The sequence below is a fragment of the Stenotrophomonas sp. YJH_SMC_16 genome (assembly GCF_059367875.1).
In genome coordinates this window covers 961,710-987,622 of sequence record NZ_JCAFRH010000001.1, presented here as the reverse complement: position 1 = coordinate 987,622, position 25,913 = coordinate 961,710, and the positions used below count along the sequence as shown (strand labels likewise).

At 67.8% G+C, this 25,913-nt stretch carries 28 protein-coding genes; 23 read left to right on the top strand and 5 right to left on the bottom strand.

What is annotated here, in order from left to right; translation table 11 throughout:
* Positions 1-17: 17 nt before the first annotated feature.
* The 4 genes from AC5P6E_RS04445 to AC5P6E_RS04430 are packed head-to-tail and all read right to left on the bottom strand — an operon-like array spanning position 18 to position 4,545.
* Positions 18-1,136, bottom strand: coding sequence for a hypothetical protein (locus AC5P6E_RS04445; protein WP_495230722.1), 1,119 nt, complete (start codon positions 1,134-1,136; stop codon positions 18-20).
* 32 nt (positions 1,137-1,168) lie between these two features.
* Positions 1,169-1,729: a hypothetical protein gene (locus tag AC5P6E_RS04440; protein WP_029379818.1), complete on the bottom strand. Its 561-nt coding sequence runs from the start codon at positions 1,727-1,729 to the stop codon at positions 1,169-1,171.
* A gap of 30 nt (positions 1,730-1,759) precedes the next feature.
* Positions 1,760-2,179 (bottom strand): NUDIX domain-containing protein, encoded by a 420-nt coding sequence (locus AC5P6E_RS04435; protein WP_043399583.1) that lies wholly within the window; start codon positions 2,177-2,179, stop codon positions 1,760-1,762.
* A complete protein-coding gene (locus tag AC5P6E_RS04430) occupies positions 2,176-4,545 on the bottom strand; it encodes a S9 family peptidase (protein ID WP_495230721.1) in 2,370 nt (789 codons plus the stop codon). The genes AC5P6E_RS04435 and AC5P6E_RS04430 overlap by 4 nt, the downstream gene beginning before the upstream one ends.
* 168 nt (positions 4,546-4,713) lie before the next feature.
* Here AC5P6E_RS04430 and AC5P6E_RS04425 point away from each other — a divergent pair, with 168 nt between their 5' ends.
* The 3 genes from AC5P6E_RS04425 to AC5P6E_RS04415 are packed head-to-tail and all read left to right on the top strand — an operon-like array spanning position 4,714 to position 5,945.
* Entirely contained in the window at positions 4,714-5,043 is a 330-nt protein-coding gene (locus AC5P6E_RS04425; RefSeq protein WP_005411618.1) for a hypothetical protein, read from the top strand.
* Between the two features lie 36 nt (positions 5,044-5,079).
* Positions 5,080-5,733: an RNA polymerase sigma factor gene (locus AC5P6E_RS04420; protein ID WP_495230720.1), complete on the top strand. Its 654-nt coding sequence runs from the start codon at positions 5,080-5,082 to the stop codon at positions 5,731-5,733.
* Positions 5,730-5,945, top strand: a complete 216-nt coding sequence (locus AC5P6E_RS04415; RefSeq protein WP_495230719.1) for a hypothetical protein — start codon at positions 5,730-5,732, stop codon at positions 5,943-5,945. Before AC5P6E_RS04420 ends, AC5P6E_RS04415 begins: the two co-directional genes overlap by 4 nt.
* 90 nt (positions 5,946-6,035) lie before the next feature.
* Here AC5P6E_RS04415 and AC5P6E_RS04410 read toward each other — a convergent pair whose 3' ends face one another.
* On the bottom strand, positions 6,036-6,578 hold the full coding sequence (locus tag AC5P6E_RS04410; protein WP_005411615.1) for a hypothetical protein: 543 nt from the start codon (positions 6,576-6,578) through the stop codon (positions 6,036-6,038).
* 307 nt (positions 6,579-6,885) lie between these two features.
* Here AC5P6E_RS04410 and AC5P6E_RS04405 point away from each other — a divergent pair, with 307 nt between their 5' ends.
* From AC5P6E_RS04405 to AC5P6E_RS04310, 20 genes are all read left to right on the top strand, one after another.
* Positions 6,886-8,283, top strand: a complete 1,398-nt coding sequence (locus AC5P6E_RS04405) for a cytochrome ubiquinol oxidase subunit I (protein ID WP_049413148.1) — start codon at positions 6,886-6,888, stop codon at positions 8,281-8,283.
* A 1-nt stretch (position 8,284) separates the two neighbouring features.
* A complete protein-coding gene (gene cydB, locus AC5P6E_RS04400; RefSeq protein ID WP_109813737.1) occupies positions 8,285-9,298 on the top strand; it encodes a cytochrome d ubiquinol oxidase subunit II in 1,014 nt (337 codons plus the stop codon).
* A gap of 217 nt (positions 9,299-9,515) precedes the next feature.
* Positions 9,516-10,259: a beta-ketoacyl synthase chain length factor gene (locus AC5P6E_RS04395; RefSeq protein ID WP_043399566.1), complete on the top strand. Its 744-nt coding sequence runs from the start codon at positions 9,516-9,518 to the stop codon at positions 10,257-10,259.
* Positions 10,252-11,049 (top strand): lysophospholipid acyltransferase family protein, encoded by a 798-nt coding sequence (locus tag AC5P6E_RS04390; RefSeq protein WP_049435993.1) that lies wholly within the window; start codon positions 10,252-10,254, stop codon positions 11,047-11,049. The genes AC5P6E_RS04395 and AC5P6E_RS04390 overlap by 8 nt, the downstream gene beginning before the upstream one ends.
* Positions 11,036-11,293, top strand: a complete 258-nt coding sequence (locus tag AC5P6E_RS04385; RefSeq protein WP_005411610.1) for a phosphopantetheine-binding protein — start codon at positions 11,036-11,038, stop codon at positions 11,291-11,293. Before AC5P6E_RS04390 ends, AC5P6E_RS04385 begins: the two co-directional genes overlap by 14 nt.
* 17 nt (positions 11,294-11,310) lie before the next feature.
* The gene (locus AC5P6E_RS04380) at positions 11,311-11,568 is read left to right on the top strand and encodes an acyl carrier protein (RefSeq protein WP_006402206.1); all 258 of its coding nucleotides are present in this window, start codon (positions 11,311-11,313) and stop codon (positions 11,566-11,568) included.
* A gap of 22 nt (positions 11,569-11,590) precedes the next feature.
* Entirely contained in the window at positions 11,591-12,142 is a 552-nt protein-coding gene (locus AC5P6E_RS04375; RefSeq protein ID WP_010482325.1) for a COG4648 family protein, read from the top strand.
* Entirely contained in the window at positions 12,135-13,820 is a 1,686-nt protein-coding gene (locus AC5P6E_RS04370) for an ApeI family dehydratase (protein WP_241872945.1), read from the top strand. The genes AC5P6E_RS04375 and AC5P6E_RS04370 overlap by 8 nt, the downstream gene beginning before the upstream one ends.
* Positions 13,810-14,580 (top strand): glycosyltransferase family 2 protein, encoded by a 771-nt coding sequence (locus AC5P6E_RS04365; RefSeq protein ID WP_043399560.1) that lies wholly within the window; start codon positions 13,810-13,812, stop codon positions 14,578-14,580. The genes AC5P6E_RS04370 and AC5P6E_RS04365 overlap by 11 nt, the downstream gene beginning before the upstream one ends.
* A 1-nt stretch (position 14,581) precedes the next feature.
* Positions 14,582-15,523 (top strand): lysophospholipid acyltransferase family protein, encoded by a 942-nt coding sequence (locus AC5P6E_RS04360; protein WP_109813739.1) that lies wholly within the window; start codon positions 14,582-14,584, stop codon positions 15,521-15,523.
* The gene (locus AC5P6E_RS04355; protein ID WP_049413142.1) at positions 15,513-17,063 is read left to right on the top strand and encodes an HAL/PAL/TAL family ammonia-lyase; all 1,551 of its coding nucleotides are present in this window, start codon (positions 15,513-15,515) and stop codon (positions 17,061-17,063) included. Before AC5P6E_RS04360 ends, AC5P6E_RS04355 begins: the two co-directional genes overlap by 11 nt.
* Positions 17,050-17,481 (top strand): acyl-CoA thioesterase, encoded by a 432-nt coding sequence (locus AC5P6E_RS04350; protein WP_049454164.1) that lies wholly within the window; start codon positions 17,050-17,052, stop codon positions 17,479-17,481. Before AC5P6E_RS04355 ends, AC5P6E_RS04350 begins: the two co-directional genes overlap by 14 nt.
* A 2-nt stretch (positions 17,482-17,483) precedes the next feature.
* Positions 17,484-18,107: a LolA family protein gene (locus AC5P6E_RS04345; protein ID WP_173581534.1), complete on the top strand. Its 624-nt coding sequence runs from the start codon at positions 17,484-17,486 to the stop codon at positions 18,105-18,107.
* Positions 18,100-20,454 carry an MMPL family transporter gene (locus AC5P6E_RS04340; RefSeq protein WP_495230718.1) on the top strand — a complete coding sequence of 785 codons (2,355 nt, stop codon included), beginning with the start codon at positions 18,100-18,102 and terminating at the stop codon, positions 20,452-20,454. The genes AC5P6E_RS04345 and AC5P6E_RS04340 overlap by 8 nt, the downstream gene beginning before the upstream one ends.
* Before the next feature lie 53 nt (positions 20,455-20,507).
* The gene (locus tag AC5P6E_RS04335) at positions 20,508-21,758 is read left to right on the top strand and encodes an NAD(P)/FAD-dependent oxidoreductase (RefSeq protein WP_019336780.1); all 1,251 of its coding nucleotides are present in this window, start codon (positions 20,508-20,510) and stop codon (positions 21,756-21,758) included.
* Complete coding sequence (locus AC5P6E_RS04330; protein WP_191862644.1) at positions 21,746-22,303, top strand: DUF3261 domain-containing protein; 558 nt, start codon at positions 21,746-21,748, stop codon at positions 22,301-22,303. Before AC5P6E_RS04335 ends, AC5P6E_RS04330 begins: the two co-directional genes overlap by 13 nt.
* On the top strand, positions 22,300-23,484 hold the full coding sequence (locus tag AC5P6E_RS04325) for a beta-ketoacyl-[acyl-carrier-protein] synthase family protein (RefSeq protein ID WP_019336778.1): 1,185 nt from the start codon (positions 22,300-22,302) through the stop codon (positions 23,482-23,484). Before AC5P6E_RS04330 ends, AC5P6E_RS04325 begins: the two co-directional genes overlap by 4 nt.
* Positions 23,481-23,936, top strand: coding sequence for a hotdog family protein (locus tag AC5P6E_RS04320; RefSeq protein WP_010482310.1), 456 nt, complete (start codon positions 23,481-23,483; stop codon positions 23,934-23,936). The genes AC5P6E_RS04325 and AC5P6E_RS04320 overlap by 4 nt, the downstream gene beginning before the upstream one ends.
* Entirely contained in the window at positions 23,933-24,664 is a 732-nt protein-coding gene (locus tag AC5P6E_RS04315; protein ID WP_029379816.1) for a 3-ketoacyl-ACP reductase FabG2, read from the top strand. Before AC5P6E_RS04320 ends, AC5P6E_RS04315 begins: the two co-directional genes overlap by 4 nt.
* Positions 24,664-25,902, top strand: a complete 1,239-nt coding sequence (locus AC5P6E_RS04310; protein ID WP_049413131.1) for a beta-ketoacyl-ACP synthase — start codon at positions 24,664-24,666, stop codon at positions 25,900-25,902. The genes AC5P6E_RS04315 and AC5P6E_RS04310 overlap by 1 nt, the downstream gene beginning before the upstream one ends.
* Positions 25,903-25,913: the final 11 nt, after the last annotated feature.

Below are 25,913 nucleotides of genomic sequence, written 5' to 3'. Positions count from 1 at the left end.
ACGGAAAACTCCAAGCGCTACGGCGAACCACGGCCCTCGCGCGGGGGCGTGCATTGTGCCGTGCCGGGCACCGGCTGGTAACGCTGATATCCCGTCTGCGCATCCATACCAAGCAGGTCGCCATTGCCGAGCTGACGCAGCACAAGGGTTTCGCCGTTCTGCTGCAGGTGGATCGCGCCGTCATGCAGACGGCCACGCGCGCCATCGCCGAAGTCGAGCCTGTCGATCACGCCACCGTCGGCCTGATAGCGGCCGCACGGCACCTGCTGGGCCGGGACGAGGCGCAGGTCCGCGCCGAGATCGCGCAGCGGTGCGACGCGTTCGCAGGCACTGATGCGGCCTGCATCGCAGACCACCTGCAGGGCCTGCACCGCCAACGCGGGTTCCAGCGCGATCAACTGCTGTTCGGCCACTTCGACGCAGAAGCGACCACTGCGGTGCTGCAGGCACAGCTGCTGCAGACGATCGCGTGCAGCGGCCGGAAGCGGTGAATCCAGTGCGTCTTCGTCTTCCTGTTGCAGGCGTTCACCCACCCGCTGCATCGCGGTGGCCAGCGCATCACCGGTCAGCGCCTCGCAGGCCTGCGGGTCATGCTCGGGCGTGTGTTCGCGGCAGGCGGACGGGCGCTCGAAGAGGGCGGCGCCGGTGTCACCAGCGGCTGCGGCATTGCCATCGCGCAGTTGTCGCAACAGCGCCGAGCAGCCCGCGCCAACGCCTTCGCTGCACGCGCGCTGGGCCTGGCCGGGAGAGGCCGTGGGCAGCTGCGCAATGCAGTGGCTGCCGGCGGCGCGACAGCTGCCGTCCATCGTGCTGGGCTCGACGGTGCAGGCACGGGACTGGCGCAGCGTGTAGGTCACCACCCCGTCGTCCTCGATGCGCTGGCCATCGGCACTGATCCGGATCGGCTCCGCCACGCCATCGTCGAGCATGACCAGGCGCGTCTGCGCCGCACTGCGATCAACCCACAGCGGCTGAGGCTCGCTGCCGTCAGCGTGGTGGTAGCCGCTGCTGGGGGTGGTGAACACCAGCGCCATGCCGCCATCGGCGCTGCGGTATTCGCCACACTGCAACGCGTCGGCGCCGGCTGGCAGCGCGGCGAACAGCAGCAGTGCGGGGAGAAGAGCCTGCAAGCGCATGCGACGGTCCTTGTCGTGCGGAAAAGGGGGACTCAGTGGAACCGTGAGCGGATGTCCGGCCGCAGCAGGCGCCAGGCCAGCCAGCCCTGCAGGCCGAGGAACACAAATGACATGGCCACCACGGTCAGCGTGATCAACCAGCGTTTCAGATGGAGTTCCTGCTGCAGGAGGGCGTCGTCGGAGAGAAACGGGATGACGTCACGCATGAACACGTCCAACCAGCCGGCGATCGCAAAGTTGGTCAATGCGCTCAGCAGCAGGATCACCACAAAGCTCCACAGGCCCCAGCTGCGCTCGCGCAGCAGGCCCCAGCTGGCCAGGGCCGAGGCCAGGCACAGCAGCGCGACGATCAACGACGCGGCCACCGGATGCGCCAAAAGCCAGATCAGGCTGTGCAGGTGCTGGTCTTGCACTTCCCTCTCAACCAGATGCCAGATCGGAAGGTTGTGCAGCGGCCACAGCAGCAGTCCCTGCATCACGAAGTAGACCGTGAGCAGCAGTGACAGCCAGAACGAGGCCTGTGCGATCGGGCGCACCCAGGCGTGATAGGCCGGCTGGACCAGCGAAGGAATCGGCGGGATCGACATTGACATCCGGTGTCCTTGCAATCGGTGCCCGCGCGGTCAGCGGGCTGTCATCCGGGTGGCGACGGCCGGCAGGATATGGTGTTCGCTCAAGGGTGCCAAGGGCAGGCCATGCGGTGGTTGCAGCGGCACCCAGGCCAGTTCGGCGATCTCGGCGCGCGCCTGCGGCGTGCCGTGCACCTGCACCCACCAGGCCTGTGCCTGTACGCGGTGGCCAGGCTCATTCACCGCCCAGTCCTCGAACGTGCCCAGCGCGATGGCGGTCCCGGCGCGCAGCTTCACACCAATTTCTTCATCCAGTTCGCGGGCCAGTGCCTGCAGTGGCGTCTCGCCGGGTTCGGGCTTGCCGCCCGGCTGGATGAAGCGGCTGGCGCCCTGCTTGCGCACCACCAGCGCCTGGCCGCGGTCATCCAGGATGACCGCGGCCACGATGTGGATCGTGGCCGCGGCGTTGCTCACTTCAGGTTCTGCTCGAACAGCTTGAGGATGCGCTTGTACTGGTCCAGCCAGGAATCGGCACGGGTGTAGCCGTGGCGTTCCAGCGGGTACGGTGCGATCGACCAGTTGTCCTTGTGCAGTTCGATCAGGCGCTGGGTCAGGTTCACCGAGTCCTGGAAGAACACGTTGTCATCCATCATGCCGTGGGCGATCAGCAGGTTGTCCTGCAGGTTCTGCGCGTACTCGATCGGCGAGGACACGCGGTACGCCTCCGGATCGATGTCCGGGGTGTTGAGGATGTTGCTGGTGTAGCCGTGGTTGTACTGGTGCCAGTCCACCACCGGGCGCAGCGCGGCGCCGGCCTTGAAGGTGCCCGGCGAGCGGAACAGCGCCATGAAGGTCATGAAGCCGCCATAGGAACCACCGTAGATGCCGGCGTGGTCGCGGTCACCCTGCTGGGTGTCGACGAGCCAGTCCAGGCCGTCCTTGTAGTCTTCCAGTTCCGGGTGGCCCATGTTGCGGTAGATCGCCGTGCGCCAGTCGCGGCCGTAGCCCTCGCTGCCGCGGTAATCCATGTCCAGCACGATGTAGCCCTTCTGCACCAGCAGGTTGTGGAACATCTGCTCGCGGAAGTAGGCCGGGTAGCGCTGGTGCACGTTCTGCAGGTAGCCGGCGCCGTGCACGAACATCACGATCGGGTACTTCTTCCCCGGTTCCTTGTTTTCCGGTTCGTAGTACTTGGCCCAGACCACGCCAGCACCATGCTTGGACGGCACTGCCACCAGCTTCGGCTGGATCCACTGGCGCGCCTTGTAGTCGGCGGTGCGGGTGTCGGTCAGCACGCGTGTCTGGCCACCGGCACTGGGCAGCACGGCCAGCTGCGGCGGCAGGTAGGCGCCGGAGTAGCGCACCAGCAGCTGCTGGCCGTCCGGCGACAGCGAGAAGTCTTCCACGCCGTTGAGGCTGGTCAGCTCGCGCACCTGGCGGCTGCCGGTGTCGACCGCGCAGACTTCGTAGTCATGTGGCGCCTGCTGGTTGCACAGGAAGTAGAAGCCCTTGCCATCGGCCGACGGCACCGGCGCCGAGGTTTCCCACTTGCCGCTGGTCAGCGCCTGCGGCTTTGCGGTACCGGCCTGGGTGTACAGGTGCGAGAAGCCCGATTCCTCCGACAGCAGCCACAGCGTGCGGCCATCGGCCATCCAGCCGAAATCGTTGAAGCCCCAGTTGATCCAGGCGTTGTCGGTCAGGCGGTGGCGGTTCTGCACGCGGCCGTCGGCAGCGTTGACGCTGATGATCCAGCGGTCCTTGTTGTCGTTGGCACGCAGCATCACCGCAGCTTGCTGGCCGTCGGCGCTCCAGCGGATGCCACCGCCCATGAAGTCGCTCATCACCTGCAGGCTGCGCTCGCCCTTCAGCGCGTCCTTGCCGGCCTTGCGGCGCAGCTCGGCCAGCGGATCGGTGCCGATGCCCGGCAGGCCAGCCAGCGAAACCTTCTCGGCCTTGCCGGTGCGCACGTCCACGTACCACAGGGTATGCGGTTCGAAGCCGTTGCGGCCGACGCGGGTGCGGGTGTCTTCGGTTTCCTCGTAGCCCGATTCGGTCACGTATAGCGGCATCTTGCCGCCACGGCCGTCATCGAAGTCCTTCGGCTTGGTCACCACGATCAGGTGGGTCAGGTCCGGCGACAGCACGCTGTCGGCGATCTCCACGTCGGCGCCCAGGTACACCGGGCCCGGCGCGCGGGTCGGGTCGGCCTGGCGCCAGCGCTGGTCCTGGTCCTTCAGTGCTTCGCGCTGGTCACGGTCGCGGCGAAGGGTTTCCAGCGTGCGCAGCTGCTGGTCGCGCAGCACGTCGGCCTTCGGCGGCGTACGCGGATCCTTTTCGGCCTTCAGGCTGGCCACCTGCTGCACGCCGCTGGCGGCGGTCCAGTGGAACCAGTTCTGGCCGACGCGCCAGATCACGCCATTGTCGGCGGCGAAGTTCACGTTGCCCGCGCGCTCGTTGCTGCGGGTCAGCTGCGTCAGCGCGCCGCTGCGCAGGTCGCGCACGAACACGTCGCCATTGCGCACGAAGGCGCTGCGGCTGCGGCTGCGGTCGTAGACCGGCTCGGCCACGTCCAGGGTGCCGCGCTGGTCATCGGCCACCTGCGCGGCCACGCCACCGGCCACAGGCTGGCGGAAGGTATCGCGCACCGGGCTGCCGTTGCGCTTGAGCTGGTACTCCACCTGCTGGCTGTTCCACGACCACCAAGCCTTCTCGACCGGCGGGCCGATCCAGTCCGGGTCGGCCATGGCCTGTTCGATGGTGATCGGCGTCGGCGCGGCATGCGCGGCCGGTGCGGCCAGCACGGCCGACAGCAGGAGGGACAGGGGCAGCACTCGGGACATGGGCGGACGGCACCAGTAGAGGAAAACCGGCCAAGCGTATCAGCCGCAAGGGCCGGGGGCAGGGGCCACAGGTCATGGCAGCGGGATTGGCAAAGTAGTGCAACCGCTGGCCGGCCTCGCGCATCCATTCTCCTGAACCCGCATCATCCATCGAACAGGAGTCCGACCATGCAGGAACTGATCCCGATCACCCTCTTCATCTGCATCGCCTACGCGATCCATGCCATTGCCGATGCGCGCGCGCGCAGCAAGCTGGTGGCCCCGCACGTGCCGGAGGAAGTGATCCGCTCGCTGGCCGTGCTGGAAGAAGAGCGGCGCCGCCAGGGGGCGTTGCGCTGGGGCATTAGCCTGGTCTGCCTGGCGCTGGCCATGGCCCTGCTGGAAGCGATGGGTGCCCGTGACCTGACCTTCGGCGCCGCCGCCGCACTGGTCGGCAGCGCCGGCCTCGGCCAATTGCTGGCCTGGCACTTCACCCGCCCTGCCGCACGCAAGGGCTGAGGCAGGCGTGCCACGGGCACAGGGGGCGCCCCGTAGATGAGCCTGCTCGGCGAAGCACTGTCGGCACTGCGGGGCCGTCGCCGCCACGATACAGCGGCGACGGCGGCACCCACCGCACCGCTGGACGCGGACCAGGCCCTGGTGCGGGCCATCATCGATGGCTCGCAGGTGGCGTTTTCGCAGCTGGTCGAGACCCATCAACGCACCTGCGCGCATGTGATCGGGCGCATGGTGGGCGATCGTGATCAGGTGGCCGACCTGCTGCAGGAAACTTTCCTTGCGGTGTTCCGCCAGCTGCACCGGTTTCGTTTTGAATGCTCGCTGCGCACCTGGGTATCCCGGGTCGCTTACACCACGGCGCTGCAGCACCTGCGCCGGCGGCGGCTGGAGGCGCAATGGATGGTGGCCGTGGAGGTGCCGGAGGAACTGGGTGTCGGCGATGAAGGCCCGGGCCCGGTTGAGTTGAGCGAGGCGCTGCAGGTAGGGCGCCAGCTCGGCGCGGCGCTGGAACGGCTGAGTGCACCGCAGCGCCTGATCGTCGGCCTGCACTACCTGGAGGATTTCGATCTGGCCGAAATCGAGCAGGTGACCGGGATGGCGCGCGGTACCATCAAGAGCCACCTTCACCGTGCGCGCCAGGTCCTGAAGCAGGAACTGACGCGGCGTGCCGCCGCCGGAGAACTGCTGTGAACCGACCGACCGACCCTCGCGATGCGGAAAAGCGCGCGCTGGCGCAGGCGTTGCGTGAGCAGGTGCAGCGGGAAGAAACGCCGGATGTGAGTGAGGCGCTGCAGAAGCGCATTGCCGCTGAGTCACGCGACAGTGGCGTGGGCTATGTGGTGGTGCAGGTGCTGTTGTTTGGCGCGCTGCTGGCTGCAGCGGCCTGGTATTTCTGGCACTGATTGAAGATCAAGCCCGGGGCCGTATATGGAGCCGCCGTGCTTCGAACCAGATCGAACCAATCTGAAATCCGTCCACGGGGATCACTTGGATCAGACCTTCGATTTCTCAATATCTTCAGGATTCAGATCGATGCTCTTGGACTTCCATTCGTCCAGCTGAAGTTGGTTGACGAACGCCCTGATCAGCGGATGATTGTCAATCTCTGCTTCGACCTCCTTCGTGACCAGCAGCGTTTGGCGTGTTGGACCCAGCTGATCGATCATCTCATCGGTCACCACTTCCTCGACAACTAATCTTTCGAATTCCTCAGGGATGAAGTCAAGCGATTCTGAAGATTCATCGGTCAGGAAAAGCACCAGGGAATCCAAGGCCAGAACGAACGCCTCGCCTTTATTGTCAGCGGCTGAAACACCGTACTGGTCGAGTGGAACGGCGTTCTCGAGATAGAGATGGGTCTCGCTCATCAGACGTTGTGAAGGCATGTCGCCTGTAGCAACCAAGTTCCACAATGAATCCAGAAAGTTGCGCGCTGGCTGCTCCTGGAAAATCGACGAGGCTGAGAAGCCAAGGTAGAGCCTTTCGGTGGAATAGAGTGCGCGCAGAAGCTCACGGCGTTGCGGAGTTGTGATCATTGGCTATCTGAATGATTTGGCTGATTTGAGCGATGTTCTGTGAGGATTCGGCAAGAACGGAGACACCACCTGTCGAGCTTGGCCGACTGCAGTCAGCAACCCAGGACTGCAAGAGCCTCGCACGTCAGAAGGCCCGCAGATATGGGACGAGTTGCAGTTTGTCCGGCCAATCTGAAATCGCGCCCGTTCCTGAATCCGCCTCCCCCTGCGACAAAGTGAAGCAGCGCGTCACCCGGTCGCATCCCGTCTTAACGAAATCCTCCTAAAGTGGTCCGGTATCCCACCGGTCACAGGCAGGAGGCGTCCCTTGGACGCGTTGTTGTTGTCCCGGATCCAGTTCGGATTCGTCATCAGTTTCCACGTGCTGTTCCCCGCCTTCACCATCGGTACGGCCAGCTGGCTGGCCTTCATCGAATGGCGCTGGCTGCGCACGAAGTTGCCCGTGTGGCGCGAGCTGTATTTCTTCTGGCAGAAGATCTTCGCGGTGTCGTTCGGCATGGGCGTGGTCAGCGGCATCGTCATGGCCTTCCAGTTCGGAACCAACTGGCCACGGCTGAGCGAGGTGGCCGGCACGGTCATCGGCCCGCTGCTGACCTACGAAGTGCTGACCGCGTTCTTCCTGGAAGCCAGCTTCCTCGGCGTGATGATGTTCGGCTGGGGCCGGGTCTCGCCGCGCCTGCATTTCCTGTCCACCTGCATGGTCGCGCTGGGCACGCTGTTCTCCACGTTCTGGATCCTGTCGTCCAACAGCTGGCTGCATACACCGGCCGGCTACGAGATGGTCAACGGCATCGTGCATCCAGTCGATTGGTGGCAAGTGGTGTTCAACCCCTCGTTCCCCTATCGCCTGGCGCACATGGCGCTGGGCTCGTTCATCACCACCTGTTTCGTGATCGGTGGCGTGGGTGCGTGGTACCTGCGAAAGGGAACGCACGTGGAAGCGGGCCGACGCATGCTGATCGCGGCGGTGGGGTTCGCAGCACTGACCGTGCCGGTGCAGATCTTCGTCGGCGACATGCATGGCCTGAACACGCTCAAGCATCAGCCGATGAAGATCGCGGCGATGGAAGCGCACTGGCATGAAACCAAGGAAGGCGAGGGCGTGCCGCTGGTGGTCTTCGCGCTGCCGAACGAGAAGGAAGAGCGCAACGATTTCGAAGTTGCCATCCCGAAGCTGGGCAGCGTGATCCTCACCCACAGCCTGGACGGCACCTTCGATCCTCTCACCTCGGTACCCGCCAGCGAGCGGCCGCCGGTGACGCCGGTGTTCTTCGCCTTCCGCATCATGGTCGGGCTGGGCACGCTGATGCTGTTGCTGGCCTGGGTATCGGCCTTCCAGTTGTGGCGGAAGAAGCTGCTGGATTCGCCGTGGCTGCTGCGCGGCTGGAACTGGATGCTGCCCAGTGGCTTCATCGCGCTGCTGTCGGGTTGGTTCGTTACCGAGATGGGGCGCCAGCCGTGGGTGGTGTATGGCGTGCTGCGCACCGCTGATGCAGTGGGCCCGCAGAGCGCGTGGATGACCGCGCTGTCGCTGGGCGTCTACGTTGTTGGCTATGCCTTCGTGTTTGGCTGGGGCATCTGGTACCTGGTGAAGATCCTGCGCCATGGGCCGCAGCCGTACGCCGAGGGGCCGTCGCTGGACCACGGCAGCCATACCCCGGCACGCCCGCTGTCGGCCGCCGACGAACCGCTGGAGGAACGCTGACATGGACCTGATGACCTGGCTGCCGGTGGCATGGTTCGCGGTGATCGGCTTCGGCGTGCTGATGTACGTGGTGCTGGACGGCTTCGTGCTCGGCATCGGCATCCTCGCCCCGTTCGCCGAGGACGAGGAACAGCTGGACCTGATGATGAACACCGCCGCGCCGATCTGGGACGGCAACGAGACCTGGCTGGTGCTCGGTGGCGCCGGCCTGCTGGCGGCGTTCCCGAGGGCGTATGCGGTGCTGCTGTCGGCGCTGTACCTGCCGGTGCTGCTGCTGGTGGTGGCGCTGGTGTTCCGCGGCGTGGCGTTCGAGTTCCGCTTCAAGGCGCATCGTTCGCGCCGGCTGTGGAGCGTGGCGTTCGGCCTCGGTTCGCTGCTGGCGACCTTCGCCCAGGGCGTGATCCTCGGCACCCTGGTGCAGGGCATCCCGCTGGTGGACGGTGTCTATCAGGGCGGGCCGTTCGCCTGGTTCAGCCCGTTCGCGATGCTGACCGGCGCTGCGCTGGTCGCCGGCTACGCGCTGCTGGGCAGCACCTGGCTGATCCTGAAGACCGAAGGGCGCGTGCAGGCGCTGGCGCGGCAGATGACCCGGCCGCTGGTGGTGGCGGTGATCGCGGCGATGGGCCTGGTCAGCAGCTGGCTGCCGTTCCTCGATTCGCGGTTGATGGATCGCTGGTTCAGCGACGGCAACTTCTGGTGGCTGTCGCCGGTGCCGCTGCTGACCCTGGCGGTAGCCGCCGCGCTGTGGCGCAGTGCCACCCACCCGCGCCGTGACCTGCCGCCGTTCCTGCTCAGCCTGGCCCTGTTCGTGCTCGGCTTCCTCGGCCTGGTGCTGGGCATGTGGCCCTACCTTCTGCCGCCGTCGATGACGCTGTGGCAGGCCGCCGCGCCGGCCTCCTCGCTGGGCTTCACCCTGGTCGGGCTGGTCATTCTGCTGCCGGTCATCCTCGGCTACACGGCATGGTCGTACCGGGTATTCCGCGGCAAGGTGCACGCCGACACCGGTTACCACTGATCGATTGAAGACGGGGCCTGCGCTTGCCGGGCCCCGTGTTGGGGAATGTGAAACCTGCACACCCCGCGCGGGACGTGCTAGCGTGCGCTCCTTTCCGGCGGCCAGGGGGGCAGCCGGCGACGTCCTGGACGGACGCACGGCTGCAGGAACGGGGGGCCGCCGCGCGTCGCCGTAATGGCTCGTGCCTATCGTTCTCCCGTTGAAGCACCATCGCCAAATGATCGAATTTTCCATCGTCGACTGGGCCGCCTGGGCGCCCGGCCTGAGTGAGCGCAGCCAGTGGCTGGGCTGGGCCGATACGCCGTACCTGCCGCATGGCGGGGACACGCCGGCGCTGGCCGAAGTGCCGGCGATGCAGCGCCGTCGCATCGAGCGGCTGGGTCGTATGGCGATCCAGGCCGCGTGCTGGTGCGAGGACGGGCAGGGCGCCGACAGTGACGTCCCGCTGGTGTTCGCCAGCCGCCACGGCGACGTGGCCCGTTCGATGGACCTGCTGGGCGCGCTGGTCGGCGACCAGCCGTTGTCGCCGACCGGATTCGGCCTGTCCGTGCACAACGCGATCGCCGCGCTGTATTCGATCGCCCGCGGTCACCGCGGCAACTACCTGGCGCTGGCGGCGGGCCAGGCCACGGTGGAGACGGCCTGCCTGGAGGCCGTCGGCCTGCTTGCCGATGGCGCCCGCGAGGTACGGGTAGTGGTCTACGAGTCGCCACTTCCTGAAATTTACGCGACGTTCGCCGACGAACCCGATCCGTTCTTTGCATGGTGCTGGCGTTTGACCGCTCCGGCAGAGGGCCGGCCGACGCTGTCGCTGCAGTGGCAGCCGGCCGACGGCCAGGCCAGCACTGCGCCCGGCCTGCTGCCGCATGCGCTGGACCTGCACCGGTTCCTGTTGTCCGGCGCGCCGGCACTGGAACACGTGGCCCACGGCCAGCGCTGGTGCTGGAGCCGCCGTGGCTGAGCTGCTGCGCCGCCTCGACCATGCTTGGCGGGTGTTTGGCACCGGCCTCAGCTTCGTCGCGTTTGGCCTGGGCGGGGTGCTGCTCGGCGTTCTGGTGATGCCGGTACTGCTGCTGATGCGTGACCCGGTGGCGCGCCGCCGCCGCGCCCGGCGCGTGGTCCAGGTCGCGTTCGCCAGCCACCTGCGGCTGATGCGCGGGCTGGGGGTGATGACCTACGAGATCGAGGGCGGTGAGCGCCTGCAGCGCGACGGCCTGCTGGTGCTGGCCAACCACCCGACCCTGATCGACGTGGTCTGCCTGATCTCGCTGCTTCCCAACGCCGACTGCGTGGTCAAGCGGGCCGTGGCCTGCAACCCGTTCATGCGCGGTCCGGTACGGGCCGCCGGCTACATCGCCAATGACGATGGCGCCGGACTGGTCGATGACTGCGTGGCCGCGGTGCATGCCGGCGGCACCCTGGTCATCTTCCCGGAGGGCACCCGCAGCGTGCCGGGCCAGCCGCCGCGGCTGCAGCGGGGCGCGGCCAACATCGCCGTGCGCGGCCGCCTTGACATCACCCCGGTGCGGATCACCTGCAGCCCGCCAACGCTGACCAAGGGGCAGAAGTGGTATCGTGTCCCCTCACGTCGCTTTCACGTTCGGCTGCAGATCGGCGAAGATATCCCGATCGCGCCATTTCTGGCCGAAGACGACTCGCCAAGGGGGGATGCCTTGGCAGCCCGTCGCGTCACCGAGCACCTTTCTCGTTATTTCGACCTGTCTGGAGATCCGAACCGTGCAAGCACTTGAGCACGAGATCAAGGAATTGATCATTTCCTCCCTTTCGCTGGAGGACATCACGCCGGAGGACATCGATCCGACCGCGCCGCTGTTCGTCGAGGGCCTTGGCCTGGATTCGATCGACGCGCTGGAGCTGGGCCTGGCGCTGCAGAAGAAGTACGGTGTGAGCCTCTCGGCCGATTCGGAAGAAACCCGTCGCCATTTCTCCAGCGTGCGCGCGCTCGGCGAGTTCGTCGCCGCCCGCCAGTCGTAACGGTGCCAGGACCTGCCATGACCAAGAATGAACTGTTCGAACGCATCGTCAGCATCCTGACCGACAGCTTCGAGATCGAAACCGCCCGGATCACGCCCGAGGCCCGCCTGTACGACGACCTGGACATCGACAGCATCGATGCGGTGGACCTGATCGTGCAGCTCAAGCCGCTGCTCGGCCGCAATCTGCAGCCGGAAGCGTTCAAGGCCGTGCGTACCGTGCAGGACATCGTTGATGTGGTGCACAGGCTGCTGCCGGACCAGGCAGCCGCCTGACCGCAGCGCCGACGGCTCCACCATGGCACGCGCACGCACGGTCGTGGTGGCTGCGATCTCGCTGGCCTACCCGGTACTGGTGTACCTGGCGATGGGCCGTTTCGAGCCACGCTGGCTGTCGCTGCTGCTGTTCACCCTGGCCCTGCTGCGCGCGCTGAGTACGCGCCAGCCGCTGTGGTGGGCCGCGGCCGCGGGCACCGGCCTGCTGGCGGTGCTGGCCACGGTACTCAACCAGGCCCTGCCGCTGAAGCTGTACCCGGCGCTGGTCAATGCAGTGATGCTGGCGGTGTTTGGCACCAGCCTGCGTTTCGGCCCGCCGCTGGTGGAACGCCTGGCACGGCTGCAGGAACCGGACCTGCCAGCGTTCGCAGTGGCCTATACCCGCCGCGTCACCCAGGTGTGGTGTGGCTTCTTCGTTCTCAACGGCAGCCTGGCCCTGCTGACCGCGCTGTACGCGTCGGACCGGGTCTGGATGCTCTACAACGGATTGTTGGCGTACGTGATGATGGGCGTGTTGTTCGCAGGTGAGTGGCTGGTGCGGCGGCGGGTGAAGGCGGCGCACGCGCATGGCTGAGTGGATTGCCCTGGACCGGCTGCTGCTGGAGGCGCGGCCGCAGCGCAATGTTGGCGTCTGCGATGGCGAGGTGATCGACCACGCTCGCTTCCGCCAGCGCGTGCTGGCCTGGCGCGCGGCCTTTGCGGCCGCCGAAGGCCGTGACTGGGCCCTGTATTTCGACGATGCCGTGGCCTTTGCTGCGGCGCTGTTCGGCGCCTGGCATGCCGGCAAGCGGGTGTTCCTGGCCGCCGACAACCTGCCGGCCACGCTGCAGGCGCTGCAGCCGCAGGTGAGCGGTTTCGCAGGCGACGTGTCCGCCGATTACCGCCCGCTGGCGGCGCTGGACGCCGCGCTGGACGACGAACTGCAGGCGCTGGACGAGCGCGCCTGCGAACTGTGCGTGTTCACCTCCGGCAGCACCGGCCAGCCGAGCGCGATCAGCAAGCGCATGGACCAGCTGGCGCGCGAGGTGGATGCGCTGCAGGCCGCGTTCGGCGCGCAGCTGGAAGGCGTGCAGGTACATGGCACGGTGTCCCACCAGCACATCTACGGCCTGCTGTTCCGCGTGCTGTGGCCACTGGCCGCCGGCCGCCTGATCCATCCACGCCGGTTCTTCCATGAAGACCTGGTGGGCGCGCTGGCCGGTACCGACACGGTGCTGGTGGCGACCCCGGCTCACCTCAAGCGCCTGCCCGAGCAGCTCGACTGGGCCAGCCTGCATGGCCGCCTGCGTGCGGTGTTCTCCTCCGGTGGCCCACTGCCGGAAGAAGCTGCACGCCAGGTACGGCAGTGGCTGGGCGTGGCACCGACCGAGGTCTATGGCAGCAGCGAGACCGGTGGTATCGCCTGGCGCCGCTGGGACGCCGACCTGCCGCCGTGGCAGCCGCTGCCGGGCGTGCAGTGGCGCATCGAGGATGGCTGCCTGGCCGTCGCCTCGGCGCATCTGGAAACCCTCGACTGGTGGCGCACCCAGGACCGCGTGGAAGCCTTGGCCGACGGCCGCTTCCGCCTGCTGGGCCGTGCCGACCGCATCGTCAAGATCGAAGAGCGCCGCGTTTCGCTGGATGCGCTCGAACGCGCGCTGCGCGAAGACGCCGAAGTGGACGACGTGCGCGTGCTGGTCCTGCCCGGCCAGCGCGAGCAGCTGGCGGCCGTGGTGGTGCCGGCCGACCTGGCGCTGCTGGAGGGCGGTGACGCCGCGCGCCGCGCGCTGGGCCAGCGCCTGGGCGCGCGCCTGGCACAGGCACATGACGCGGTCACCCGGCCGCGCCGCTGGCGGCTGGTGCCGACGCTGCCGATCAACGCACAGGGCAAGGTCACCCAGGCGGCGCTGGCAGCGCTGTTCCAGCCACTGATGCCGGTGCCGGTCTGGGACCGCCGCGACGCCGCCAGCGCCACCCTGCGCATGACCCTCGACCCGGCGCTGCGGCCGTTCCAGGGCCACTTCCCGCAGGCGGCGATCCTGCCCGGCGTGGCGCAGCTGGACTGGGCAGTGCGTTTTGGCCGCCAGATGTTCGCGATGCCGGCAGCGTTCCTGCGCATGGATGCGGTGAAGTTCCAGCATGTGGCCCGCCCGGGCGATGAGCTGACCCTGCAGCTGGACTGGGATGCCGCACGCAACGTGCTGGCCTTCCGCTACACCTCCAGCCACGGTGTGCATGCCAGCGGCAAGGTGGTCTTCGCCGATGCGGACTGATCCGGCCGTTGCCAGTGCCGCGTTCGCGCCACTGGTGGTGATCCCCGTCTACGACCACGAGCACGCCATCGCGGCGGTGGTCGACGGCGTGCAGGCCGCCGGCCTGCCGTGCCTGCTGGTCGATGATGGCTCGCATGAGGCGTGCGCGAATGCACTGCGCTCGCTGGCACAGCGCCAGGGCGTCGACCTGCTGCGCCTGGACATCAACCAGGGCAAGGGCGGGGCAATGCTGGCCGGTTTCGCCGAAGCCGGTGCGCGTGGCTACAGCCACGTGCTGCAGATCGATGCCGATGGCCAGCACGACACCGCTGACCTGCCACGCTTCATCGAAGCGGCGCGCGCCCATCCCGAGGCGGTGATCTGCGGCATTCCGGCCTACGACGCCAGTGTTCCGAAGGCGCGCCTGTACGGGCGCTACGCGACCCACATCTGGGTCTGGATCAACACGCTTTCGCTGCACCTGCGCGACACCATGTGCGGCTTCCGCGTGTATCCGCTGCCGGCGGTGCTGCGCCTGATCGATGAAGAGACCATCGGCCGCCGCATGGATTTCGATACCGAGGTGATGGTGCGCCTGTACTGGCGGCAGCTGCCGGTCGAGCACCTGGCCACGCGCGTGACCTATCCCGCCGATGGCGTGTCGCACTTCGATGTGTGGCGCGACAACGTGCGCATCAGCCGCATGCATACCCGCCTGTTCTTCGGCATGCTCTGGCGCGCACCACGCCTGCTGTGGCGCCGCCTGCGGGGGCAGCACTGAGATGGCGACCGCGCAGGGTGCCCCGCACTGGGCCGACATCGGCGAATCGACGTCGGTGGCCGGCGTGCTGTTCCTGTGCTGGGTGCACCGCTGGTTCGGGCGCTGGCCGTTCCGCCTGTGCGTGTGGCCAGTGGTGGCCTGCCATTGGCTGGGCAACCGTGTAGGGCGCCAGGCCTCGATGCAGTACCTGCAGCGGCTGCAGGCGCACAGCGGCGTGCTCGGCCGCACGCCAACGCGGCGTGACAGCCTGCGCCATTTCTTCGCCTTCGCCGACACGATGCTGGACAAGATCCTCGGCCTGGGCGGGCGCTATCCGGCCGAACGCATCCACCTGCATCGTGACCTGGTGCTGGAGAAGATCTCGCGCCGCGAAGGTGGGCTGATCCTCACCGCGCACATCGGCTGCCTGGAACTGTGCCAGGTGCTGGCCGAACAGGTGCCGGGGTTCCGCATCACCGTGCTGGTGCATACCGCACATGCGCAGCGCTTCAACCGCCTCCTGCAGCGCTTGGACCCGCTGGCGGCGGTGGAACTGGTGCAGGTCACCGAGATGGGCCCGGCCACGGCGGTGATGCTGGCCGAGCGCGTGGCCGCCGGTGGCTTTGTCGCCATCGTCGGCGACCGCACGCCGGTGCAGGGCGGTCGCAGCGTCACCGCCGATTTTCTCGGCCACCGGGCGCCGTTCCCGATCGGCGCCTACGTGCTCGCCGCCGCGCTGGGCTGCCCGGTCTACACCATGGCCTGCCTGCACCAGGGCGAAGGCTATCGCGTGGCGTTTGAACAGTTCGCCGAACGCATCGTGCTGCCGCGTGGCTCACGCGATGCGGCACTGGCCGAACAGGCACAGCGCTTCGCGCGCTGGCTGGAACTCCAGCTCATCCAGTCCCCGTTGGACTGGTTCAATTTCTTCCCCTTCTGGGATCAGGCTCCGCATGACGACTGACGCCGTACCCGTGTGCCGCTTTGGCGATGCACCGTTGACCATCGAAGACGTGGTTGCCCTGGCCCAGCGCCAGTGCGAGGCCGCACTGAGCGACGCGCCGGCATTCCGTGCGCACATCCAGCGTGGTGCCGACTTCCTCGACCGCCTGCTGCGCGAGGACGGCGTGATCTACGGTGTGACCACCGGCTATGGCGACTCGTGCACGGTGAACATCCCGCCGGCGCTGGTGGCTGAACTACCGCACCACCTCTACACCTACCATGGTTGTGGCCTGGGTCGTTACCTGGACCCGGTCGAGACCCGTGCGGTGTTGGCTGCGCGCCTGGCGTCGCTGGTGCGCGGCATGTCCGGTGTCAGCGTGCCGCTGCTGGAAGGCCTGGCCACGCTGCTGCAGCACGACGTGCTGCCGATGATTCCGGCCGAAGGCTCGGTCGGTGCCAGTGGCGACCTGACCCCGCTGTCGTACGTGGCGGCAGTGCTGTGCGGCGAACGCGAGGTACTGTTCGACGGCCGCGTGCAGCCGGCGACCGAGGTGCTGGCGAAGATCGGAATGACCCCGCTGAAGCTGCGGCCGAAGGAAGGCCTGGCGATCATGAACGGCACCGCGGTGATGACCGGCCTGGCCTGCCTGGCCTGGCAGCGCGCCGATTACCTGGCCCGCATGGCCACGCGCCTGACCGCGTTCAACGTGCTGGCCAGCGACGGCAACGCGCACCACTTCGACGAGACCCTGTTCGCGGCCAAGCCGCACCCGGGCCAGGGCCGCATCGCCGCGCGCTTGCGCAGCGACCTGCACAGCGAGCGCCCGCCGCGCAATGAACAGCGCCTGCAGGACCGCTATTCGCTGCGCTGCGCGCCGCATGTGATCGGCGTGCTGGAAGACAGCCTGCCGTTCCTGCGCCAGCTGATCGAAACCGAACTGAACAGTGCCAACGACAACCCGCTGATCGACGCCGACGGCGAGCGCATCCTGCATGGCGGCCACTTCTACGGCGGCCACATCGCGCTGGCGATGGACACCCTGAAGAACACCGTGGCCAATGTTGCCGATCTGCTCGACCGGCAGCTGGCACTGGTGGTCGATGCCCGCTACAACCATGGCCTGCCGGCCAACCTGTCGGCGGCCACCGGCCCGCGCGCGGCCATCAACCATGGCCTGAAGGCGCTGCAGATCAGCGTTTCGGCGTGGACCGCCGAAGCGCTGAAGCAGACCATGCCGGCCAGCGTGTTCTCGCGTTCCACCGAATGCCACAACCAGGACAAGGTCAGCATGGGCACCATCGCCGCGCGCGACTGCCTGCGCGTGATCGAACTGACCGAACAGGTGGTGGCGGCGATGCTGATCGCTGCGCGCCAGGGCCTGGCCCTGCGCGAGCGGGTTGGCCTGAACGCGCAGCTGCATGGCAGTCTGGCCGACATGTACGCCGACCTGGGGCAGCGCATCGCCCTGGTCGAAGAAGACCGCGCGCTGGATCGCGAACTGCGGGAACTGCTGGTGGAGATCCGCGCGCAACGTTGGGAGCTGTATGCCGGTGAATGAGGCCATTGAACGGGTCGGCGAAATCACGCTGACCCCCGCCTTCCATGACTGCGATCCGATGAACGTGGTCTGGCATGGCAACTACTTCAAGTACTTCGAGATCGCGCGCTGCGCGCTGCTCGGCCGCTACGACTACGACTACCCGCAGATGCTCGAATCGGGCTACCTGTGGCCGGTGGTCGATGCACGGGTGAAATATGTGCGCCCGCTGCTGTTCAACCAGGCCCTGCGCGTGATCGCGCGCATCGTGGAATGGGAGAACCGGCTGAAGATCGAGTACGAGATCCTCGATGCGGAAAGCGGCCAGGTGCTGACCCGCGCGATGACCATCCAGGTCGCGGTGGACGCGACCAGCAGGGAAATGCTGTACCAGTGCCCGCCGGTACTGTGGGAACGCCTGGGAGTGCCTGCGCCGTGACCATGCTTGCCCGTCTTTCGAGCGTGCTGCTGTGCACGCTGCTGCTGGTGGCCGCACCGCGGGTGCAGGCTGCCGACCCCGCTGTCGATGCGATTACCCAGGCGGTGGCGCGGCCGGAGGTGCTGCGTGGCCAGTTCAGCCAGGAAAAGCAGGTCAGCGGCTTCAAGAACCCGCTGCGTTCGCAGGGCCGGTTCGTGGTCGCACGCCAGCACGGCGTGATCTGGACCACGCTCAAGCCGTTCCCCTCCGAGGTGGTGGTCACCGCCGACCGCATCCTCAGCCGCCAGCGCGATGGCAGCACCCGCGTTGAGCTCGATGCGCGGCAGCAGCCAGCGATGCGTTCGGTCAACGCGATCATGTTCGCGCTGATGAGTGGCGACGTGCAGGCGCTGTCCAGCCAGTTCAACGTGGCGGCCAGCCGTGAAGGACAGGGCTGGCGGCTGCGCCTGACGCCGAAGTCGGCGATGCTGGCCAAGGCTTTCGAATCGCTGACCCTGCAGGGCGATCGCTACGTGCGCCAGGTCGAGATCGTCGAGGCCAACAAGGACCGCACGCAGATCCAGTTCAGCGCGTTGAGCGAGACGCCGGCCACGCTCAACGCCGACGAGGCCCGCCGTTTTGAGTGAGGCCGTGGCATCCAACGCACCGGACCGCCTGCGGCGCTGGTGGCACTGGCTGGGCATCGCCTGGCTGGTGCTGCTGCTGGCGCTGGGCGCGCAGCAGTGGCACCTGTGGAGCCAGCAGTCGCGGATCGACACCGACATCCTCGCGCTGCTGCCGCAGGATGCGCATGACCGCCTGTTGAGCGATGTCACCCGGCGCATCGCCGATGGCAGTTCGCGGCAGGTGGTGGTGCTGCTCGGCAGCAAGGACAGCGCGGCCGCCAAGCGCGCGCAGGCGGCCTTTGCGGCGGCCATGGCCAAGGACGCCGACCACGCCTTGTTGGTGCCCAGTGGTTCGATCGAAGGCTGGTTCGATGAGGCGCGCGCGTTCTACGCGCCGTACCGCGACCGCCTGCTGACCCCGGCCCAGCGCGAGCAGCTGCAGGGCAGTGAACCGGGCGCGTTGGCCGAGCAGGCGCTGGCTGCACTGTACGGCCCGATGGGCGCGCCGCGCCTGACCGACTGGCGACAGGACCCGCTGTCGCTGTGGCCGCAGTGGTGGCAGCAGCAGGCGCAGGGTTCGGGCCTGCGCCTGGGCGATGACGGCCTGCTCGAGGCCGAGGGCAAGCATTGGGCGGCGCTGCAGTTCGATACGCCGGGTTCGGCGTTCCAGCTCGATGGCGAGCGCCATCTTGATGGCCTGCTGGAGCGGGCCGGAAAGGCGGCCAAGACCGCAGCGCCGGAGCTGGAAATCCTGCATGCCGGCGTGCCGCTGCATGCCGAGGCCGCCGCGGTGCAGGCCAATCATGAGATCAACACCATCGGGTGGGGTTCGCTGGCGGCGGTGCTGCTGCTGGTGTGGCTGGCATTCCGCTCGCTGCGGCCGATCCTGCTGGTAGCCGCCTCGCTGCTGATCGGTTGTGGCGTGGCGCTGGCGGTGACCGTGCTGGTGTTCGGCAAGGTACACGTGTTGACCCTGGTATTTGGTGCGTCGCTGGTGGGCGTGGCCGAGGACTACGGCATCCATTGGTTCGCCTCGCGCCAGGCCGAGCCGGCCGATCGCCGCTGGAAACTGCTGCGGCACCTGTTGCCGGGCCTGTGGCTGGCCCTGCTGACCAGCGCGCTGGCCTATCTGGCGCTGGGCCTGGCGCCGTTCCCGGGCCTGCGCCAGATGGCGCTGTTCTCGGTGGTGGGCCTGGCCGCTGCGTTCCTCACGGTGATCTTCTGGTTCCCGTGGCTGGATGGCGGCGAGATCCGCCAGACCCGCTTCTCGCAGTGGCTGGGCAACACGCTGGAGCGCTTCCCGCGCCTGCACGGCCGTCGCGCGGTGATGATGTTCGTGGTGATCACGCTGGCACTGTCTGTAATCGGCATCGCACGCCTGCAGAGCAACGACGACCTGCGCAGCCTGCAGTCATCACCGCCAGCGTTGATGGCGCAGCAGATCCGCCTGAGCCAGCTGCTGGGCATGCCCAGCCCGGCGCAGTTCTACCTGGTGCAGGGCGCGGATGCCGCGCAGCTGCTGCAGCGCGAGGAAGCACTGACCGAGCGCCTGCGTGTACTGGCCAACGACAAGCGCATTGGTGGCTATCGCGCGATCAGCGATTGGCTGCCGTCGCCGGCGCGCCAGCAAGCCGATGCCGCGCTGACCGCGAAGGTGGAACCCGGCGTGCTGTCGGCCGTGTCCGAGGCCGTGGGTGAACCGCTGCAGCGACCGCAGTTCGCGGCTGCACCGCTTACCGCCGAGGCCTTCCTCGCTTCGCCGGCGTCGCAGCCGTTCCGCCATCTTTGGGTGGGTGCGGTGGGTGGGCAGATGATCAGCGTGGTGATGGTCGATGACCTGTCACGCGCCGATGCACTGACGACCCTGCGTGGCGCGGCCGAGGGCCTGCCGGGCGTGCGCTGGGTCGACCGCACCGCCGATTTCTCGCAGCTGCTCGGCCACTATCGCAAGCTGATGGGTGGGCTGCTGCTGGTCGGCATTGCACTGGTGTTCGGTGCGCTGTGGCTGCGCTACCGCCGCCAGGCCTGGCGCGTGTTCGCCCCGACCCTGATCGCCGGCGCGCTGACCCTGGGCCTGCTGGGCCTGTTCGGCCAGCCGCTGCAGCTGTTCAACGTGCTGGCGTTGATGCTGCTGCTGGGCATGGGCATCGACTACGGCATCTTCCTGATCGAGCACCGTGGCGATGCCAGCGCCTGGCTGGCGGTGTGCGTGGGTGCGGCCAGTACCTGGCTGTCGTTCGGTCTGCTGGGCCTGTCGCAGACCCCGGCGCTGCGCGCGTTCGGCCTGACCCTGCTGTTCGGCATCGGCCTGGTCTGGTTGATCTCGCCGTTGTTCCGGCCGCCGCCGCATGAGCTGCCGCCAGCCTGAACCTGTCTTCCGACTTCCTTCTTTCCACCTGATCGAGCAACAAGGACGCACCGATGAATACTGCTGTGGATGCTGTCGAACGTACTGAGATCCTGATCATCGGTGCCGGCCCGGCCGGCTCCGTGGCTGCGGCGATGCTGCGCCAGCAGGGCCGCCAGGTGCTGATGCTGGAGCGTCAGCAGTTCCCGCGCTTCTCCATCGGCGAAAGCCTGCTGCCCCAGAGCATGGAATACATTGAAGCCGCCGGGCTGCTGCAGGATGTGGTCGAGGCCGGCTTCCAGTACAAGAACGGCGCCGCTTTCGTGCACGGCGAAGCGCGTACCGCCTTCGACTTCCGGAAGAAGTTCTCGCCAGGCTGGGGCACCACCTACCAGGTGCAGCGCGCCGACTTCGACAACGTGCTGGCACGCGGTGCCGAGCGCATGGGCACCACGCTGCGTTTTGGTGATGAAGTGCTGTCGGTCGAACCCGGTGAACAGCCCACGGTGAACGTGCGCCGCCCGGATGGCAGCGAATACCGCATCGAAGCCGACTTCATCCTCGATGCCTCCGGCTTCGCACGCCTGCTGCCGCGCCTGCTGCAGCTGGAATCGCCATCCAACTTCCCGGTGCGCGGCGCGATCTTCTGCCACGTGCGCGACAACATTCCGGCCGAAGCGGACTTCGATCGCAACAAGATCCTGATCACCACCCACCCCGAGCACGTCGACGTCTGGTACTGGACGATCCCGTTCTCCAACGGCTGCTGCTCGCTGGGCGTGGTCGCCGAGCCGTCGTTCTTCGAGCGCTACGAGGGTGACGACCTGCAGAAGCTGCAGGCCATCGTCGGCGAGGACCCCAACCTGACCCGCCTGCTGGCCAACGCCGAATGGGCGGTGCTGCCGGTGCGCCGCATCACCGGCTACTCGGCCAACGTCAGTTCGCTGTGGGGGCCCGGCTATGCCCTGCTGGGCAACGCCGGCGAGTTCCTCGACCCGGTGTTCTCGTCCGGTGTGACCATTGCCTTCAAGTCCGCGCAGCTGGCCAGCGAATGCCTGGCGCGCCGCTATGCCGGTGAAACCGTCGACTGGGAAGCTGAATTCTCGATCCCGCTGCGCGCCGGCGTGAAGACCTTCCGCCGCTTCGTCGAAAGCTGGTACGAAGGCGGCTTCCAGAAGATCATCTACCACCCGCAGCAGCAGCCCGAAGTGCGCGACATGATCAGCTCCATCCTGGCCGGCTACGCCTGGGACACCAACAACCCGTATGTGGCCGACGAAAGCGGCCGTCGCATGCGCGTGCTGGAGGAATTGTGCAGCGCCTGATCTTCCGTACTGCGGCCCTGCTGCTGTGCCTGCTGCTGGCCGCCTGTGCCGGGCGCATGCCCAAGCCACAGGTGGAACTGCCGCCGCTGCGCCTGTCGCCGGCCAGCCTGCCGGCGCCGCTGGCCCTGCAGCAGCAGCTGCATTTCCGCTTCGGCAGCCATGAGCGCGACCTCGACGCGCTGCTGGAGGCCGACGCGCAGCGGGTGCAGCTGGCGGTGCAGGCGATGGGCCAGACCGGCGTGCGCCTGCAGTGGGACGGCCAGCAGCTGACCCAGCAGCGCGCGCCGTGGCTGCCGCCGCAGGTACGTGCCGAGCGTGTGCTGGATGACCTGCAGTTCGCGCTGTGGCCGACCGCAGCCATCGCCGCCGCGCTGCCGGCCGACTGGCAGGTCAGCGACGACGGCCTGCAGCGCAGCCTGTCGCGCGACGGCACGGTGTGGCTGCTGCTGCAGCGCCTGGACGATGGCAGCGTGCAGCTGGACAACCGTGCCGAAGGCTATGCGCTGCGCATCGAATCGATCGATATGGCCGGACAGGACCGATGAGTGCACCGATCTACCTGAACGACCTGGGCGTGGTCTGCGCGCTCGGCGATGGCCGCACTGCGGTCGCGTCGGCGATGTTCGCCGATGTGCCGGGCGGGCTCAGCGACAACGACAGCCTGCTGCCGGGGCGCACCCTGGCGCTGGGAGAGGTCCGCACGCCTCTGCCGGCGCTGGAAGACCTGCCGGTGGCCCTGCGCGGGCGCAACAACGCCCTGCTGGACGTGGCGCTGGCGCAGATCGCACCGGCGGTGGCCGCGGCGATTGCCCGCCATGGTGCCGAGCGCGTGGCGGTGGTGCTGGGCACCAGCACCTCGGGCATCGGTGAATCCGAGCAGGCCCTGCGCAGCCACGCCGAACAGGGCCAGTGGCCGCAGGGCTTCGATTACGCCCAGCAGGAAATGGGCACCGCTGCGCAGTTCGTGCGCCAGCGCAGCGGCGCACAGGGACCGGCGTGGACCCTGTCCACGGCGTGTTCGTCCAGTGCCAAGGCACTGATGTCAGCCGCGCGCATGCTGCGCGCCGGCATCGTCGATGCGGTGATCGCCGGTGGTGCCGATTCGCTGTGCCGCTTCACCGTGGCTGGCTTCAGCGCGCTGGAATCGGTGTCGGCGGCACGCTGCAACCCGTTCTCGCAGCACCGCGCCGGCATCAACATCGGCGAAGGCGCCGCGCTGTTCCTGCTCACCCGCGAGCCCGGCCCGGTGTGCCTGGCGGGGTGGGGCGAATCGGCCGACGCGCACCACATGTCCGCTCCCGACCCGCAGGGGCTGGGTGCCATCGACGCGCTGCAGCAGGCGCTGCTGCGCGCAGGCTGGGGCGCCGACGAAGTGGATTACGTGAACCTGCATGGCACCGCCACCGGCCACAACGATGCGATGGAAAGCCTGGCGGTCTCGCAGGTGCTGGGCAACAGCGTGCCAGCCAGTTCGACCAAGCCGCTGACCGGGCACACGCTGGGTGCCTCGGGCGCGATCGAGGCCGCGCTGTGCTGGATCCTGCTGGCCGAGAACCCGCAGCAGCAGCTGCCGCCGCACTGGTGGGACGGCGTGGCCGACCCAGCGCTGCCGGTGTTGCCGCTGGTCGCACCGGCCACCCGCCTGGCGCAGCCGCCGCGACGGGTGCTGAGCAATTCGTTCGCTTTCGGCGGCAGCAACGCCGTGCTGGCACTGGAGCGTCGATGAACACGCTGTATGCAATCGAAGAGGTGGTGCCGCACCGCCAGGACATGTGCCTGCTGCAGCGCATCACGCATTGGGACCAGGACACCCTCGAGGCCGAACTGGTGGTGCCCGAGGCCGGCCTGTTCGTGGAGAACGGCGAAGTGCCGGCGTGGGTCGGCATCGAATACATGGCGCAGGCCATCGCGGCCTGGGCCGGCTGCCGCGCGCGTGCGGCCGGCAAGCCGCCGCAGCTGGGCTTCCTGCTCGGCAGCCGCCGCTACAGCAGCGCGCGCAGCAGCTTCCCCGCCGGTTCGCGGCTGCGCGTACAGGCGCGCTGCGAGCTGTTGGGTGACAATGGATTGGGGATGTTCGCCTGCCGCATCCTGGCAGGTGAGGACGAATGGGCGACAGCCAACGTGTCGGTGTTCGAACCGGCCGACGCGATGGCCTATCTGGAGAGTGGACAGGCATGACAGGGAATCGAAGCGTGCTGGTGACCGGCGCCAGCCGGGGCATCGGCCGGGCCATCGCGCTGCGCATCGCGCGTGATGGCTTCGACGTGGTGGTGCATTGCCGCAGCCGCCTGGAAGAGGCACAGGCCGTGGTGGCCGAGATCCATGCACTGGGCCAGCAGGCCCGCGTGCTGGCGTTCGACGTGGCTGACCGCGAGGCCGCACGCGCCGCGCTGGAGGCCGATGTCGAGGCGCATGGCGCGTACTACGGCGTGGTCTGCAACGCCGGCATCGCCCGTGATGGTGCTTTCCCGGCACTGTCGGCCGAGGATTGGGACCAGGTCATCCACACCAATCTGGATGGCTTCTACAACGTGCTGCATCCGCTGATCATGCCGATGGTGCGGCGGCGCAAGCCCGGCCGCATCGTCACCCTGTCGTCGGTGTCCGGACTGGCCGGCAATCGCGGCCAGGTCAACTACAGTGCCGCCAAGGCCGGCATCATCGGTGCCACCAAGGCCCTGGCGCTCGAACTGGCCAGCCGCCAGATCACCGTCAACTGCGTGGCTCCGGGCCTGATCGAGACCGAAATGCTCAACGATGAAGTGATCGAACACGCGCTCAAGCTGATTCCCGCTGGCCGTGTCGGCCGCCCCGACGAAGTGGCGGCGACGGTGTCGTTCCTGCTGTCCGAGCCGGCCGGCTACATCACCCGCCAGGTGATCTCGGTGAACGGGGGCATGCTCTGATGGGCGCCGATCGTCGCGTGGTGGTTACCGGTGCTGCGGCCATCAGTCCGCTTGGCCACGACTGGCCTACCATCGAAGCGCACCTGCGCAGCTGCCGCAATGCCGTGCGCACGATGCCCGAATGGGATGTCTATGCCGGCCTGAACACCAAGCTGGCCGCGCCGGCGCAGGACTTCGAGCTGCCGCCGAACTACAACCGCAAGACCACCCGCTCGATGGGCAAGGTCGCGGTCATGTCGGTGCGCGCCACCGAGGTGGCGCTGCGCGAAGCCGGCCTGCACGAGCATCCGGTACTGCGCAGCGGCCGTACCGGCGTAGCCTACGGCTCGTCCTCGGGCAGCCATGAGGCCACCGGCGAATTCGGGCGCATGCTCAACGAATTCACCACCGAAGGCATCAGTGCCACCACCTACCTGAAGATGATGAGCCACACCGCGCCGGTCAACATCGGCGTGTTCTTCGGTTTGTCCGGGCGCGTCTACACCACCTCCAGCGCCTGCACCTCGGGCAGCCAGGGCGTGGGCGCGGCCTATGAAGCGATCCGCAGCGGCAAGCAGACGGTGATGGTGGCCGGCGGTGCCGAGCAGCTCGATGCCACCGCTGCGGCGGTATTCGACACCCTGTTCGCCACCAGCGTGCGCAACGATGCGCCGCAGACCACGCCGCGCCCGTTCGATGCTGGCCGTGATGGCCTGGTGCTGGGCGAGGGTGCCTGTACGCTGATCCTGGAAGACCTGGAGCACGCGCAGGCGCGCGGTGCCACCATTCTTGCCGAGGTGGTCGGCTACGGCACCAACAGCGACGGCCAGCACGTCACCCAGCCCAGCGCCGACACCATGGCCCAGGCCATGCGCCTGGCGCTGGAGGATGCGGGCCTGGAGCCGGCGCAGATCGACTACGTCAACGCCCACGGCACCGCCACCGATCACGGCGACATCGCCGAGACCCAGGCCACCGCGCAGGTGTTCGGCAGCCGCATGCCGATCAGCTCGCTGAAGAGCTATGTCGGCCACATGCTCGGCGCCTGTGGTGCGTTCGAGGCCTGGATGAGCATCGAGATGATGCGTGCTGGCTGGTTCGCGCCGACCCTGAACCTGGCCGAGGTCGACCCGCGCTGTGGCCAGCTCGACTTCATCACCGGTCAAGGCCGCGAACTGCAGGCCGAGTACGTGATGAGCAACAACTTCGCCTTCGGCGGCATCAACACCTCGCTGGTGTTCCGCCGCTGGCGCGAGTGATCCACCGCCCC